General features: G+C 37.3%; 12 protein-coding genes. All 12 read right to left on the minus strand.

From position 1 onward, the window contains the following. Positions 1-41 precede the first annotated feature (41 nt). The 12 genes from LQ201_RS13000 to LQ201_RS13055 all read right to left on the minus strand — a co-directional run bounded on the left by LQ201_RS13000 (position 42) and on the right by LQ201_RS13055 (position 15673). Positions 42-1547, minus strand: a complete 1506-nt coding sequence (locus LQ201_RS13000) for a glycerophosphodiester phosphodiesterase family protein (RefSeq protein ID WP_230142940.1) — start codon at positions 1545-1547, stop codon at positions 42-44. Between the two features lie 220 nt (positions 1548-1767). After that, positions 1768-2901, minus strand: a complete 1134-nt coding sequence (locus LQ201_RS13005) for a thioredoxin family protein (RefSeq protein WP_230142942.1) — start codon at positions 2899-2901, stop codon at positions 1768-1770. 4 nt (positions 2902-2905) lie between these two features. Next, positions 2906-4432 (minus strand): retropepsin-like aspartic protease, encoded by a 1527-nt coding sequence (locus LQ201_RS13010; protein ID WP_230146645.1) that lies wholly within the window; start codon positions 4430-4432, stop codon positions 2906-2908. Next, positions 4422-5603, minus strand: a complete 1182-nt coding sequence (locus LQ201_RS13015) for a TlpA disulfide reductase family protein (RefSeq protein WP_230142945.1) — start codon at positions 5601-5603, stop codon at positions 4422-4424. Before LQ201_RS13015 ends, LQ201_RS13010 begins: the two co-directional genes overlap by 11 nt. Positions 5604-5656: 53 nt before the next feature. After that, on the minus strand, positions 5657-7039 hold the full coding sequence (locus tag LQ201_RS13020) for a TlpA disulfide reductase family protein (RefSeq protein ID WP_230142947.1): 1383 nt from the start codon (positions 7037-7039) through the stop codon (positions 5657-5659). Between the two features lie 37 nt (positions 7040-7076). Then, complete coding sequence (locus LQ201_RS13025) at positions 7077-8600, minus strand: PKD-like family lipoprotein (RefSeq protein WP_230142950.1); 1524 nt, start codon at positions 8598-8600, stop codon at positions 7077-7079. A 24-nt stretch (positions 8601-8624) separates the two neighbouring features. Continuing rightward, a complete protein-coding gene (locus LQ201_RS13030; RefSeq protein ID WP_230142952.1) occupies positions 8625-9386 on the minus strand; it encodes a DUF4843 domain-containing protein in 762 nt (253 codons plus the stop codon). A 17-nt stretch (positions 9387-9403) separates the two neighbouring features. Next, positions 9404-10837: a RagB/SusD family nutrient uptake outer membrane protein gene (locus tag LQ201_RS13035; protein ID WP_230142954.1), complete on the minus strand. Its 1434-nt coding sequence runs from the start codon at positions 10835-10837 to the stop codon at positions 9404-9406. A gap of 11 nt (positions 10838-10848) precedes the next feature. Then, entirely contained in the window at positions 10849-13932 is a 3084-nt protein-coding gene (locus tag LQ201_RS13040) for a SusC/RagA family TonB-linked outer membrane protein (RefSeq protein ID WP_230142956.1), read from the minus strand. A gap of 34 nt (positions 13933-13966) precedes the next feature. Beyond that, complete coding sequence (locus tag LQ201_RS13045; protein ID WP_230142958.1) at positions 13967-15025, minus strand: FecR family protein; 1059 nt, start codon at positions 15023-15025, stop codon at positions 13967-13969. 103 nt (positions 15026-15128) lie between these two features. Next, complete coding sequence (locus LQ201_RS13050; RefSeq protein ID WP_230142960.1) at positions 15129-15290, minus strand: sigma factor-like helix-turn-helix DNA-binding protein; 162 nt, start codon at positions 15288-15290, stop codon at positions 15129-15131. Beyond that, the gene (locus tag LQ201_RS13055; protein WP_230142962.1) at positions 15287-15673 is read right to left on the minus strand and encodes an RNA polymerase sigma factor; all 387 of its coding nucleotides are present in this window, start codon (positions 15671-15673) and stop codon (positions 15287-15289) included. The genes LQ201_RS13050 and LQ201_RS13055 overlap by 4 nt, the downstream gene beginning before the upstream one ends. Between the last annotated feature and the right edge of the window lie 129 nt (positions 15674-15802).

The raw sequence follows: 15802 nt of genomic DNA on the forward strand, positions 1-15802 counted from the left end.
CTAATAACCAATGGCCGATGAACCATTGAACTAACAAAATATTACTTCTGAAACACCCTTACATAATCAACCTTCATACTTGCGGGAAAAATAGATTCGTCTATTCCTTTTTTTCCACCCCAACCACCGCCAACAGCTACATTTAAAATAAGATGGAAGTTTTGATCGAATGGCCAATCGCCAGATCCTTTTTTGGTATTTTTAAAAGTGAGGTATTTTTGGTTATCAATAAAGAAATCTATTCTATCTGCAAACCATTCTACCGCATAAATATGATATTCGGTATAAGGATTATCAACCTTTAAGGCCTTGCCAACCTGCGTTTTAATTACGTGGTTAAATTTTTCGGTATGTACCGTTCCATGAACGCTATCCGGATCATAACCTACATGTTCCATAATATCAATTTCGCCGCTCTTTGGCCAGCCGCCGTATTTCCCTTCGGTTGGTAAAGCCCATATAGCAGGCCATAAGCCCCTGCCTTTTGGCAACATGGCGCGAACTTCTACCCTTCCGTATTTAAAATCGAATTTATTTTTCGTTACCAATCTGGCCGAAGTATAATGGTTGTTTTCCTTGTCTGCTTTTACCGCAGTAATATTCAGACTCCCTTTTTTTACAATTGCATTTGTGCTATCTGCATCGGTATAATATTGAAGCTCATTATTGCCCCAACCTTTTCCACCTACATCGTAACTCCAATTTTTTGCTAATGGTAATCCCGCATCGTTAAATTCATCAGCCCATTTCAATTTCCAACCCCTTGCAACAGGTGTTTTTTTGAGCTCTTCGAAGGTCAATTCTGGCTCATTAGTGGTAATATAATCAACCTGATGTGCCAAAAGCCATTGAATTTCGGGAACAGTGTTTACCGTCCAGGCATTTACCTTTAAGCCTAACTTGTGGGCATTTTCAATCCACCCATCTTTTTGGTAAACACTAAAATGATAATCAACCCCGGTTAATTTATCTGCTTTCATTTGCTCAGCACTGATTTCGCCTTTTAAGTAGGCCACTTTGGCTTTTGGTAAGAGCGCTAGAATCCTTTTACAGTAATCGTAGTCAAAACTGATATACTCCGTCCACTCCACTACCTTGAGTTTCTGAACCATTTCAACACATTTATTGGTCACCTCAATTCCACGTTCTTTACTAACTAATGAAGGTTTGATCTCTAAAATCAGTTTGGTTGTTCTTTGCTTTTTACCTTCCAATAAATAAGCCTCAAGCGTAGGAATTTTTTCGCCATTGCTCATGGTTTTCGTCAATAAATCAGCATAGTTTACTTTTTCGATAACCAAACCCTGAAATTCAGGATCGTGATTAATGACCAAAACATTGTCTGCAGTCATCCACACATCGAATTCCGATCCATAACAACCCAGCTTTACAGCTTCGTTTAATGAAGCGATAGAATTTTGAGGAAAATTATTTTTCTTCCATGCCCCACGATGGGCAATCACCTGGTTTTTGTTCCAGTTAAATTTTTGAGCAAAAGAGGCGGTAAAAATGAACAACATTAGTGCAGAAATAAATACTCGTTTCATATTTTGGTTTTATTATGATTGACCTGAAATCATGATCGTTCCATCTCAATTGAAAACAATTTTATAAAATGGAAGATCAAAAGTAGATTTTTAGCCCGAAAACAAAATAAAGTTAATGTAACCATTATATGAATAAAAACAAAAAAGCTTATCCATCCAGATAAGCTTTTCGATCATTAACTATTTAACATGCACCCCTTCTACAAGGTGTAATTCTTATTTATTTTGAACCGCTTTCATTAATGGGTTCTGTTTTCATTTTATACTTGCTGGCATAGCTAGCTGCCATTTTTATAAACCTGTTATAACCAGCTTCATCCTGCGCTATTTTATTTACCGCCGCAGCTGTTTTCATAAATTCAAGGCCGCTGTCTTCAGTAACAATGGCATCGGCCCATTTACAGAAGAGCGTGGTAACCTCTTGGTTAAATCCTTTTTTAGCCAATAAAGTGCTATAAAGCGCATTAAAATGGTATTGATATAAAACTGGATTTTTTATCGAGAATTTCAGAAAACCAACGGTATCTTTTTTCATTCCTAAGAAATATTTATTGCCCAAAGTTTGGAGGCATACTTTCCATGTTTTTTCTGTGAAGTATTTTTTCTGGCCAGTTAAAAAGTCTTCAAAAGCAGTATCATTCAAATTTGTTTTCATTGCTTTGGCCAGCCTTTGATTCAATCCGTAATCTATCACTGGTTGTAAAACTTCTTCACCATAAAGTGAGGCATATCCATTATAATCGGCAAAAATGGTTTCAATAGCCTTTTCATCTGCCGATCTGGTAACCAGATAAGGCAACAAGGCATTCTCAGCCTTAAAGTTTTTTAAAGTATCGCTATAGGTTGCTAAGATAGCTGGGGTTATTCCCTTCCTGGTTTTACAGAATTCTACATAAAACGACGGATATTTTTTTTCATCATATTGTGTAGAAAAACCAGTTAAAAACTTCTGTTGATTTGCTTTTTGGCGCGCATCGGCAAACAATGCGAGCAAATTCCCCGGATCTTTGTAGCCAGATGATGAGCTGATTAATTTTCCATCACTGTTTAACACCAGGAAAGTTGGGAATCCATTTAAAATATGCTGCACTTTTAAGGTATCGCCAAGCTTATCCTTAAAAATATCTACTTTGAGCATTAGGAAATTTTTGTCCATTTCTGCTTTAACAAGCACATTTGGAAAAACATTTTCATCCATTTGAGCACATGGGATACAGCCTGTGAAATAACAATCAACAAAAATGAGTTTATTTTCTTTTTTGGCTTGTTTCAATACGCTGTTTAAGGATTGATTTTGTGCCAGACAGCCTATAACAGCGAACATCAGACAAATAGTATGGATTATTTTTTTCATAAATCTATTTTTTGGTTATTGAGATATTTTGTTTTTCTCCATTTGCGGTGTAGGCAATTTTGAAGCTTTTGCCAGAGGGTGCTGCTAAAACCGCAAGCATTTTCTTGCTGTCTTTAAGCAGAACTGATGCGGCGACGCCATCAATACTTTCAATTGTCTGCCCCGCTTTTAATGTTTCGCTTTCAACCGGAGCAACCACACTTAACAACTTTAATTTTCCATCCTGATCGAAGCCGAATAAATAAGCGCCCAAAACAAAATCGTTAGGGAAATTTAACGTATGGTTCGGGACGAAATGGATTTCCTTTTTCTGCAGATTAATGGTGAAATTATAACGCCCTATGGTTCTGATACCGATTGATCCATCAAAGCCCGGATTCCAGTTTTCGCTCTGGCCACCTCCGGCCATGAGGGTAACCGGAAAATCGGCTAGCTTAGGCATATTTGAAAAAGAAAACGATGCTGCCCTGCCGCTGTAGGTAGGTGTGCTGATACCCATGCTGGTTGTGGTACCATTATATTCGGGTTTAAAACCACTTACCAATAGTTTATTCTTTTTTACAAATGGCCTGAAACAAATGAGATTATATGCCGCACCGGTATCGAAAACAAATTCGCCTGCATGTTCCTGGCCAGGTATTATGCTTATCTCACCCGGAATAATAAACAACCCGGCAGGCACGATAACCGGAACCGATTTCCCCTGGTCTTGGTACTCGTAATCGCCAAAATTATAAAGTGAAAGTTCTTTTTTATCGAAATCTACTTTGGTAATGTAGTTTTTGGCAATACTATTGCCAATGATGCCATCGCTTCCTTTGTGCATTTCAGGGAAAATAGCAAAGCTTTGGTTTTTTAAAAAGAATGTATCCAGCTTGATGGTGTTTCCCTCTGAAACAGATATTTGCATATTCCCGCCCACTACAGATGTACTTTGCTGGCGGGTAGCTTTTATACCTACAGAATCGGCAAGGGCTTTGGTAATGGCCATTCCATCTGCTCCGGTATCAAAAAGCAGTTTTAGCGGTCGCTGGCTATTGTTTACCTTAACTGTTAAAATGACAGAACCATCTTGTACTTCGAAGGGGATTTTAGCAATCAATACCGATTTTTTATACCGGTTCATGCCATAAAGTTGGTCGAAAATATCAGCGTAGAGAAGTTTGTACTGCGCGTCGGTAAAAATAAAGCTTTCTTTGCCTGCCTTTCCTTTGTTAAACGGAAATACGGTAAGTTGAATATTTTCGTTTTGTTTTGCCTCACTTTTCAATTGTAGCGAATCGCAGGCGTAACGCTCCACAATAGCTTTTAACATCTTATCGGTTGAGGGTCTGGAATAAGCAGCAACAGAAAATTTGGCGCTTAAACTCTCCATTACAGGGTCAATAGATTTTTGAGCGAACATTTTGTTCAAGCTTTCGATTGTCGTTTTGGCGTTTTGTGCCTGCACGTTTAGCGCCGATACCAAGACGCTCAAAAACAGTATTGCTTTAATTTTCATTTTATCTGAGTTGGTGGATTTAAAATCCATAAATTTTTTCGAGGGCCTGGTCAATATCATCAGTAGCACTCGAGGTAATACGGAGTATTATTTTACCCTCGCTGCTGAGCAGTATCTTGGTTGGAAAAGCCACAATGTTATAGTCTTTTACCAAATTCTGCTTATCCATATCCTCATTATTAAGCACATTGATATAGGTGAGTCCATCTTCTTCAATAGCCTTAAGCCAGGCTGTGCGTGCCTCGCTAAGTAATTTTTTCTGCTCTTGTGCTATGGCTATAATTTCAAAACCTTTGGATTGGTATTTTGCGTATAATGCCTTAAGATGTGGGTTACTGGCTCGGCAAGGCCCGCACCAGCTGCCCCAAAAATCGAGCAGTACAGTCTTTCCCTTAAAATCAGCCAAATTGATGGTTTTGCCATGATTGTCGGTTTTCTGAAAACCAATGGCATCCGATCCTTCAGGAGTAGCACTTATTTTTTTGATGTATGCCTTGATTCTCTCTGCGATAGGATGGTTTTTATATTTGGACGATAAACTGTTCCACGTGGAAATAAAATCGCCTGCGGTATACAGGTTTTGCATTCGGGTTAATAAAAATACAGAAGCAAAGGCATCCCGATGGTTTTTAACAAAGTCGCGCTTTACGTTAACCAATTTTCTGTTTATTGCAGTAGCCTCAGCGCCAAGCGCCTTTGATTGCGCCGCATTCGTGTTTTTTTCTCCATTAAAAAGCAACTGCATAATTTCGTAATTACGCATTTCCTCTTTTTTTACCAGCTGTTTATAGCTGTCAAACACATTGTTTTCTTCATCGCCGCTTACCTTTGCAAACTGAACCAATAAGGCATCGCCAGTTATTTTAATCCCTTTATCGAAAACGAATAAATCAAGAACGGGAGATGGATTCGAAACGGTTTTGTCATTGTTCGTAGCATTTAAACCCCTTGATACCGAAACATCAAAACGGGCAATGGCTGGTTTTTGCAAGCGGGGTACCTTTAAAGAAAAAATATCGTTAATGGCATTTGCTCTATAACTTCTCGATACACCAGCATCATCAGCAAAAGAAATCCAAACCGATTTATTTCCCAGGCCTTTAAGTTGCCCGCTAATTTGTATACTATCATTCTGGCAATAGGCTTTGGGTAAAAAAAAGAGCAAAAGCGTAGCCAGCAATAGTTTTTTTATTGTTATCATATACGTAAGAAATGTAAAAAGCTTTGCCGCCGATATAGCGGCAAAGCAATGACCTAATTGGCCAAAGTTTTTTGCAATAATGCTTTTAACTCTGGCTGAGAAGGACGGGGTGAATCAACGGTTACAATTTTGCCCTGTTTATCGAAAACCAAAAAACGGGGAATGGCATTAATTTTATAATATTTAGAAAACTCATTAGCTGGTCCGCCGGCAAAAAGCTGTAAGCCGCCCAAATTTTCATCCTTGATCATTTTAAGCCACTTTTCTTTATCCTTTTCTGCATCGGTAGATAAGCTGATAATCTGAACATCTGTCCCTTTCATTTCTTCTTCCAGTTTTTTAAGAAATGGGATTTCAGCTTTACAAGGTCCGCACCAGGTTGCCCAGGTATCAACCAACACCACTTTTCCCTTAAAATCTTTCATGCTATACACTTTACCGGTATTATCTGCATAAGAAAATTCGTAAGCATCGGTACCTGGTTTATAGGTTAACAAAGGGTTCATAATGTTACTGCTACGCTCTTTTTGTGCTTTGGTAATCACGTATTTATCATATTTTGCCATTAAGGTTTGATAATCACCTATTGTTTTATATCCTGCTGCATTATCTAAAGCCAGGTCTCCTTTTAAGGTATCGTTCGGAACAAAAGAAGCAAAAAGGTCTACACCTTCAACCCCTCTTTTATAGGCTTTTCCCTGCTGGCGCATATTTACACTGATGATGGCAGATAGCGTACGGAAACCCCATGGATAAGTATAAACTTTATTGGTTGTTTTGGCAAAATCTTCTGCTTTTATGGTGCTATAAAAATTGCTGTACTCTTCTACCGAAGGGTGGGCAGATCGGGGAGTATTCAAGAAATTGGTTGCATAACTGGCTAAATCCCATACCATTATTGCCTTAATTTCCTTATCGAATTTAACGTTGCCGGTTGCCTTTCCATTTAAGAAAGTTTTACTCTTGGCCACAATTTCTTCTTGTTCCGGAAAATAATCAACAAAAGTACTCTGCACTTTCATAAAGTTGATGGCCTTTTGCTCTAACGGAAAAGTTAAATCGTGCCACTGGGTTAATACCACATTTTCTTTTGAGTTTAGTTTTCCGGTTAACACATAACTAGAATCCAATAGATTTACAGATAGTTGTTCCCCTCCCTTAAAATAGAATTTATAGTTATCATTAGGCCCGTTTTCGTTACCAGTACCGATTACGTATAAACCTTCGTATTCAGGGTAGAATAAAAAACCAAACTGGCCTGTAGCAGCTGGGGTTGTATTGGCAATTTCTACACTCTTACCATCCTTTACTTTAAACAGTTTTACAGCTGATGATCTTTTCTTTTTTAAGAGCCCTTTTACCTCTACTGGCTGTTGTGCCATTGCAGATATGGTTGCGATGCACAAAAGCGTGCTTAATAATGCTTTAATTTTCATTGGTTTAATTTGTATGTTTTTAATGCAGTGTTTTTGTTTAGCGTTCTCTATAGGTTAAACTCTTAATTTTTCCGAAACCGCTATAATTGGCATATGGTACCAAATCGCCGTTTACAGGTGGAACCGTATAAGTGCTAAGGCTTCCGTTCTGCCCCTCAGGCAATGCCGGATCATATGATGCAACCATTAACTTATTTGAGTCTTTATATTTTGTGGTATTCTTAAATTCATAAAACTGTAAGAAAGAAATTCTCTTAGTTCCCATATCGAGCATCAGTTTGGCCGATTTTAAAGACATATCGTATTCGTAAACTTTACTGCCAACGGTATAGAAAATATAACCCAAATCTGGATTCACAGCATATAATTCTGCATTTGCAAAATCTGTGGCTAAAATTTCTGCATAGTAAGATTGTGCATTGTTACCACTGTTAAATCGGGTCAGATAGCGTTTTGATGAGTTGGGATCTTTGAGTACACTAAACACCTCGCCGCCATTAAACGCTACCCATTGCATATAAATTAAATCCATCCCGGTTGAGAAATTGAATAATTTCTGTGCATCCGGAGGGTTTGGCAATGTTGTACAAGTTGCTGCCGAACCTACGTGTTTTACAAACCTACGGTTGGTAATGTCGTAAAATATAGCGTGGGCATTTGCAACAACAGCTGGGTTTCCTCCAACAAAAGGAGCAACCTTAAATCCTTTTTGTTCGGCTGTTATGTAATTTATAGGAGCAGAATAATATATGTTCTGTACACGCTCATAGTAATAAGCGTCCTGGTTTCCGATCATATATGCGGAGCTGCCTCCACGTTGTTTAATAACATCTGCATAAAACCCCTCAGGAACATTTCCATACATCTCATAAGTTAGGCCCATGGTTTTTGTCCATTTAAATGTATTAGGATCAACCTTTTGAGTACTTTTATCGGTACCAAAATAAACACCATAGCTAATTTGATCGGGCCCGACTAAAAGACCGGTGTTATAGGTATAAGCCAATACAGGTTTTCCGTCTAGTTTTAGGTCTGAACTCGTTGTGGCCAATAAATCTATAATTACATCGAACGTACTGCTTGTATTTAACGATAGCATATCTACTCTTGCTTTTCCCGATACATCGCACATCAACATCCAACCCTCATTTATCTCATTTACAACCTTTAACGTAAAAGGGTACCTAAATTTTACTCCCGTACTTTTATCAGTAACAGAATAATAAAATTGATAACTACCTGCAATAATTGTCATTTTTAAATCGAGGTTCCTTGTTGTGGCCAAAGTAAAGAGCTTAGAGCCTCCTACTCCATTTGGCCCGATGTAAGACCACTCGTAACTGTATTTAGATTCGTCTGCTCCAGCATCTTGTGTAAACTTCAAATCAGGCTTTAAAACAAATTGTTTGCTGTATACTGCGGTTAAATCTGGTGCGATACCGCTAACAGCTGATAGTTCATTTATATCATTGTAATTGTAATTGCCTATGTCCTTTTTACAAGCGCTAAATGTGCCTATAATACAAAGTGCAATGATCAATATGTATTTCTTGAAAGTCATAATCAATAATTTAAGGGATAGATTTTATTGAACAGAAGCACCCATAATCATTTCTGATCCGTCGTCTTCGTAAATAGTTTTTCCGGCTGCTTTTTGATCGTTTAAATAACGCTGCATAAATTTACCATATGCAGTAAGCTCAGCAATCGACATAGAGGTGTCCATGTAAGCTGGATCTATACCCAATACTTGAACAATCAAACTCAGCTTTTTTCGGGTAAAAGTACCTAGATAGCCATCCAACCACCTCCCCGGTTTTTTAATGATATCATTTACAAACCACCGGTATTTGATAAAGCTTAATCTTTGCCCGGTTGTGGCATTAATTAATTTATCTACCATATCAGTACTAAAGTTTTCATTCGCCTCCAGCTTAAAAAACAGTGTAAAATTCTGAGCCTGCATATCTACAGTTTTATGAAATTTAATCTTTACCGTATCTTGAAGTTTATTCTTTTTGATGCTAAAAGTTTGAGGTAAAGCGTCATAATGTTTTCCTTCTATGGCGGTCGACACCGGATCCATTATTAATTTATAAGAACGGTCTTTATCACTCACTGTGCCGGTGGTTTTAATTACCATGTTTACTATTGAATCTGTATTCTTCGCTAAAGAAAAAGACATTACAGTAGAATCTCTTATTACTTCACCGTTAAACGCGGGTAGCCTGCCGGCCTCATTAAAATATATATTGTTCTTACCGCTGTAGGTTTCCAGATTTTTTTTGCATGAATTTGCGAATATCAGTATCAGTAAACCTGCAGTATAAAATTTAATTTCTTTCATTGGATCAATCTTTTAGGTTAACGATATTGAGTTTCTGATAATGGAAGTGGTACTACAGGAACAATGGTTATATTCCCACTCCCCGTTCCATTTCCTACCGAGGTTACATTTCTACGTTTGTAGTAATAAAACAACTGTCCTTCGCCAAAAAATTCTTTTTGATATTCTTTTTGCAGCTCTGTATTTACATTCGCGGTGGTAGCAAGGTTCGCTAAGCCCCTGTTAAGACGTACCACATTCAATTGGTTAATACCATCCGATGCAACAGGTTCACATTCAGCAGCAATGAAATACATTTCGCTAATTTTTAAAAGTGGAATAGTAAATCTGAATGTTTTGGTTTTATCTACGATATCAGCATACTTATAAAAGGTCCTATAGCTTTTTATCCCTGTTGATGGGATCTGCCAATTTAAATTATATCTATAATCGCTTTCGTTAGATTCAAAAACCGTTGTTAATCTTGCCGCTGCAGGTGCTAAAATGTTACCCTCCGTAACTGAAGGATCAAATAAAGTAAGGTAATTGTTGTACAGCTGTGTATTCATTGTACCGAATATCATCTCTGTAGAAAATACACGATCGGGGTTTACTTTCTCGCTTAAAGCATTGGTGGTAGTCGTCCACTTAAATTTATCGGCTTGCTGTATAACTGATTTCGCTGCCGAAAGTGCAGATACTTTATCTCCCCGGTATAAGTGGGCTCTTGCCAACAAACCCTTTACAGCATAATAATTTAAGCGGTAGTTTCGACTATTGTTTACAAAATCGACCTCTGCATTTGCTGCCGGAGGATTAACACCCGAACTCGTAATGATGATATCATTTTTGAGTAATTCTTCCGCACGCTGAAGATCACTCAAAACCTTTTGCATTACTTGATTGGCGGGCAAAAGTGGATTAATTTTCGATTGACTGTTTTCATAATAAGGAATAGATTGTTTAGTCGAATCTGCTGAGCTGTATTTAGGACCATAAAGGCGTAAAAGATCAAAGTGAAGTAAAGCCCGCATGGCCAAAGCTTCTCCCTTATAAAGAGATTCGGTTTTTGTATCCAATACGCCGGTATATATTTCAAGATTTTCTAAAAAACTATTGATATTTAGAATCGTAGAATAGGCTTCCGTCCAAATAGCATCGAACTTGGTGGTTGCTGGCTTATCCCCGTAGGCATAAGAGGCAATTTTATATAAGCTATGCGTTGACGGCACATTATATCTTTGGGCTAAAATCTCTACTGTAGAAAGTGTAAGATTTTCTCCGTATAAATTAGATTTTGCCAGGTTAATATACAAGCCATTTAAAGCAGTATTTATTCCACCTTTACTTGCAAATACCTGGCTTTCTATAACCTTATCTTCTGGCTGAACGTTAAGGAATTTTTTGCAAGCACCCAGCAACAGTGACAATACAATTGCTGCTACAAATAATTTTATATAATTCTTTTTCATCTATATATTTATTAAAATGAAGCCCTGAAACTAAATGATACCGTTCTGGCAAAAGGGTAATCAATGCCCCGCTCCTGTCTAACAGTTGATGCTTTGAAAATATCGTTTGCCAATGCATTAATGGCGAGAGAACGCATACCCAATTTTTTAACCCAAACCTTATTGTCGAAAGTATAGCCAAGATTGATCGCCTCGCCACTTATTGTATTTTCCTTTTGTACAAATCTTGAGGAAATTGGTGTGGTCGATGTCTGTGATATAGATTTAAACTGAGCTACGTCGCCAGGATTTTGCCACCTGTCGTAGAGTGCTCTTTTATCTTGGTTAAGGTTTATATTCGAAAAACTAATGTTTTCAACCTTATCAAATAAGGCTCCATTAAATACATCACCACCAAGTTTATACCTAATGTTAATACCAAAAGTAAATCCCTTAAACATGAGGTTTGTGGTAAATACCCCTTCAACTGTTGGTGTTGTATTTCCCACAGGTAATATATTGGCGGCACTATAATCAAATGAGTATTGGCCGCTTGGCGTTAAAAACACTTCCCTTCCTGTTGCCGGATCAATACCTAAAGATTTGGCAGCCCAAATGGTTTCGGCACTATAGCCATCGGTAAATCTCAATTTGCTTTTATTTAACTCTTGTTGTTTATTTAATGAGTTCAATGTGTTTCCAAAGCCTGCGTATTTACTCTTAAACATCGTTCCAGTTACTCCAAGCATTAATACAAATCTTTTTGCTGTATTGTAAATCGGAGAATAATTTAGTTTCACTTCTACGCCATTATAAGTTAAGGTACCTGCATTTAAAGGATAGCTATAAACACCTGTAGATGAGGGTAGGTCGACCGCTACAACTAATGGATCTGTTGTTTTATTGTATGCATTGATATAACCTGTAAACCTGCTATTGAAAAGCATAAAGTCTAGCCCTCCACTAATTAGCCTTGTTTTTTGTGGTGCTAAATCTGGGTTACCCAGCGTACTTAAATCTATACCTTGTCCAAATTGATTGTAATTGCTGTTACTATTGTAATTATAAACTGATACAGAGGTTATATTCCCATAATTCTGATTACCAGTTACTCCAATATTGGTAAAAAGCTTTAGTCTGTTTATCCAGTTTTTTCCCTTAAAAAATTCTTCGTTATGGATGTTCCAACCTAAACCAAAAGAATAATATGGCGAAAATTGCTTATTTCTTCCAAAAGCAGTAGACCCATCTAAGCGGTACGAGGCATCAGCCAAAAACCGATTATCGTAAGCATAGTTGGCAGAAAAAGTTCCATTTAACGTTCTGTAAATACTGGAAGCAGCTTTAGGCACTCCATTTTCTGCATAACCATAAGCAAATCGGGGGTTCCCATTGCTTCCTTGCGGAAAACCTTCTAAAAGGGTGATAAAACTATCATCCTGCCTTTCGTTGACTGTTGCCCTAAAATTTGCATTCAAAATATGTTTTTCAGCAATTGCTTTATAGTAGGTTAGCAATAGATTTGCCTGATAAGATAAATTATTGGAACTACTATCCTGATAAGTTCCCTTTCTTAATAAAGCCACATCTTCAAAATCGCTACTTTCTGGCGCTCTAAAAATCTTTCCTTTTTTATTGCCTTTCGTAATTTGAACAGCTCCGTTTAATCTTAAATCTGGCGTTAAATCGTAGTTGATATTTAAATTGTTTTGAACCTCTAAATTTTTAGTATTGTCGTATTGTGGAAGAGTGGCATCATACAATGGGTTTCTAACTTTAATCTCCGTACCGTTCGACTGTCTCGAAATCTCTAAATATCGATCGGAGTAGTTCTTTTCAAAATATGGATTTGCATTTACATAGTCCGAAAAAAGGCCATAAGGTGAATTAAAAGCAGAATATCCTCTGATGTAGGTAATATTATTAACGTTTAACTTCTTTTTTCTGTAAGTAAGATTGATGCTGCCACTATAACTATCTCTTCCAGAGCCTTTCATTGCACCAGTTTGGGTTTTATAATTCATCCCCACGCCGTAAGTAAAAGTATTATCTCCACCCTGTACAAAAACTGATGAGTTGTTGCTGTAGCCCGTTTGTATAGGTTCACTTAACCAATAGCTATCAACACCTCTTTTTACTTTCGCTAAATGCGAATTATAAAGCTGATCTAAATAAACCTGTTGTGTTGGGCTTCCATCTCCAGCAGAATATCTTCCAGATAACCTTTCGAATGCTAACTTTTCGGCCGCGTTCATCATATTATATGCAGATAAATCCGGTGTTTCTACTCTGAAATCATTTGAATAAGTAAACTGAAGTTCACCTGATTTTGGTCTGATTGTTTCAATAACTACTACCCCGTTTGATGCCCTTGCACCATAAAGAGCTGTTGATGCCGCATCTTTTAAAATAGTAATAGAACCCACCCTGTTCATATCCAAATCCACTATAGTTTGTAAGGTTGATTCAAAACCATCTAAAATAAATAGTGGTTGATTAGGATCGCCGCCAAACTGGTCTTTTAAACTGGCACTTGGTACACTACTTTTCCCCCGAACTTCTATAACCGGTAAAACATTTGGATTAGATCCTGCCAAATTATTTTCAATTAAGATAAAAGAAGGATCTAAAGTTCTTAAACTTTGAATGATGTTGTTATTTCCAACCATTTTTAATGCATCACCAGAAAATGTGGCTGTACTTCCCGTAAACGTGTTTTTATTTCGGGTAATACCTGTACCTGTTACCACGACTTCTTTATCAAGGCTGGTACTGCTTTCCTTTAAAATCACTGATAGTGAAAAAGTACCTCCATCCTTAACCAGTCCATTAACAGTTTTAGATTCATACCCAATAAAATTAATGGTAAACTTGTAAGGGCCTGCTGCGAGCTTTGGAAAACTGAATACCCCGTTCCTATCGGATGATGTAGTTGTTCTAGCTCCCGTTTGAACATTTTGAGCGACAATTGTTGCCCCAACAATGGTCTCCTTTTCATCTTTAACGATTCCCTTAACAGCTGGAGCCTGCGCATAGGCACTAAAGCCATAATAAAGGCAAAGCAGTAGCAGTAAGGTACGTTTTGGAACGTTCCTTTTAGTAAAAATTTTAATCATGAAGTTAGTTAGTTTGGTTGTTTAGGTTTTTCGTTTACTTCTTCTTTATGTTATATCCCACCTCTGTTTTTTCTGGAGCCAAGTTATTGAGAGAACAAAGCATATTTAAGAAAGAGTCAATGTCATCGCGTCCGAATTCATATTGCCCTGTAAATACTTTTTTGTTTAACTGACTTGCAGAATATTTTATTTTAATGTTCAATTTAGTTTCAAGTGCATCAAAAACACCAGCTAATGATTCGTTATCGAAAATGATGGCATTTTCGGTAACAATAGCCTTGTTTTGATCTAAAATTTCCAGCTTCTTAGCCGGTAGTATATTAACCTCTTTCACATTTGCAACATAGGTTTGCATATTTACAGTAAATACTTTCCCTGGCAATAAATAAACGGTTTTAACCCCTGCTGATAAAAGTTTTTGCTGGGGTTTAACTACTACCTTTCCCTCAATTAATCGCACTTTAGTGTAAAGCCCCTTTTTAAAGGCTGTAATTTTAAAAACCGTACCTAAGGCAGTAGTAGCGAGGTTATTGGCAAAGACCGTAAAAGGTTTTGTCTTATCTTTATGTACCCTAAATAATGCCTGTCCTATTAAAACCACATCTCTTTTCCCTTGGTCAAACGGAAAATAACTTACCTCACTGTTTGGGTCAAGTTCAACAATGGTTCCATCAGGAAGGGTATGGATTAGTTTTGTGTTCGATGTATTGGTTACAAACTTAGCCACCCTTGCAGGCACACCGTGTTTAGCTAAAGCAACAGTATTTGATCTAGAAATCTGAGTACTATTAAACTTATAAACAACCAATCCTATTGTAGCAATCAATGCTATTGAGGCGGCATAAGCCAAATAACGCAACCGGCTTCTTTTGATTTCTATTCTATCATGGATATGATCTAACACATTTACATAAATCCGGTCTGATATTTCGCTATCAACTTTTTCTTTCGGGTCAAAATTCGCCCATTCCTCGCTGTTTAAATAAATTTCGCGGTTGTCTCCATCTGCTAAAAATTTACTTACCAAGCGGGCTTCTTCGGCAGTACATTGGCCGGCAAAGAACTTCTCAACAAGCTTTTGGTTGATTTGCATAACTACATTACGTTTTTGAAAGTGCTTTACCCCTATTCGATTGAAATTATTTTGTGTAATTTCTTAAATGGCGGTCCTGATGGTCAAAAAAGGCAATAATTATTTAATTAATAATGGCCGACATGATGACGGCTAAAGAAATAATAGAAGAAAACGCAGCCCTTAATTGTTTTAAGGCCTGCGATATGTGATTTTCGACTGTTTTTGGAGAAATAGAAAGCATTTCTGCAATTTCTTTATAAGAATACCCCTCTACTTTACTCAATTTAAATACTCTTTTCTAACAGGGGCCATTTGTTCGATAGCCTGCTCAAGAGCATGATGCATTTCTGGCTGGTTAACTTCGTTCTGCATGGCATAATCATTTTCGACTACCGTTAAATGCTTTTTGCCAACAGCCTCTTTTCTAAGTTGATCGATAAGGATAGTGCCCGCAATACGGAAAATCTGGGCTGATAAACTATATTCCGAAGATAGATTTTCCCTCTTTTCCCAAAGCCTGATAAAAGTAAGCTGCACCACCTCTTCTGCCATGTACACTGAACCTGTTTTTTTCAGTACATAGCCATAAAGTTTTTGGTTGAACAAACGGTAAACAGTTTGAAAAGTTTGTAAACAACCCGACGTTAAATCAACAACATAGTCCATTAATAGGCATTCCTAAGAAAATAAAAAAGGGTGTTTTTACTAGTTATTCGGAGCGGATGATACGCCAAAGATATTTTTTCATTAAATAAGAATCAACCCATTGTTAATCTTTTAATGCATTTTAGTACA

This window comes from Pedobacter sp. Bi126 (assembly GCF_918698245.1).
Lineage (GTDB): Bacteria > Bacteroidota > Bacteroidia > Sphingobacteriales > Sphingobacteriaceae > Pedobacter.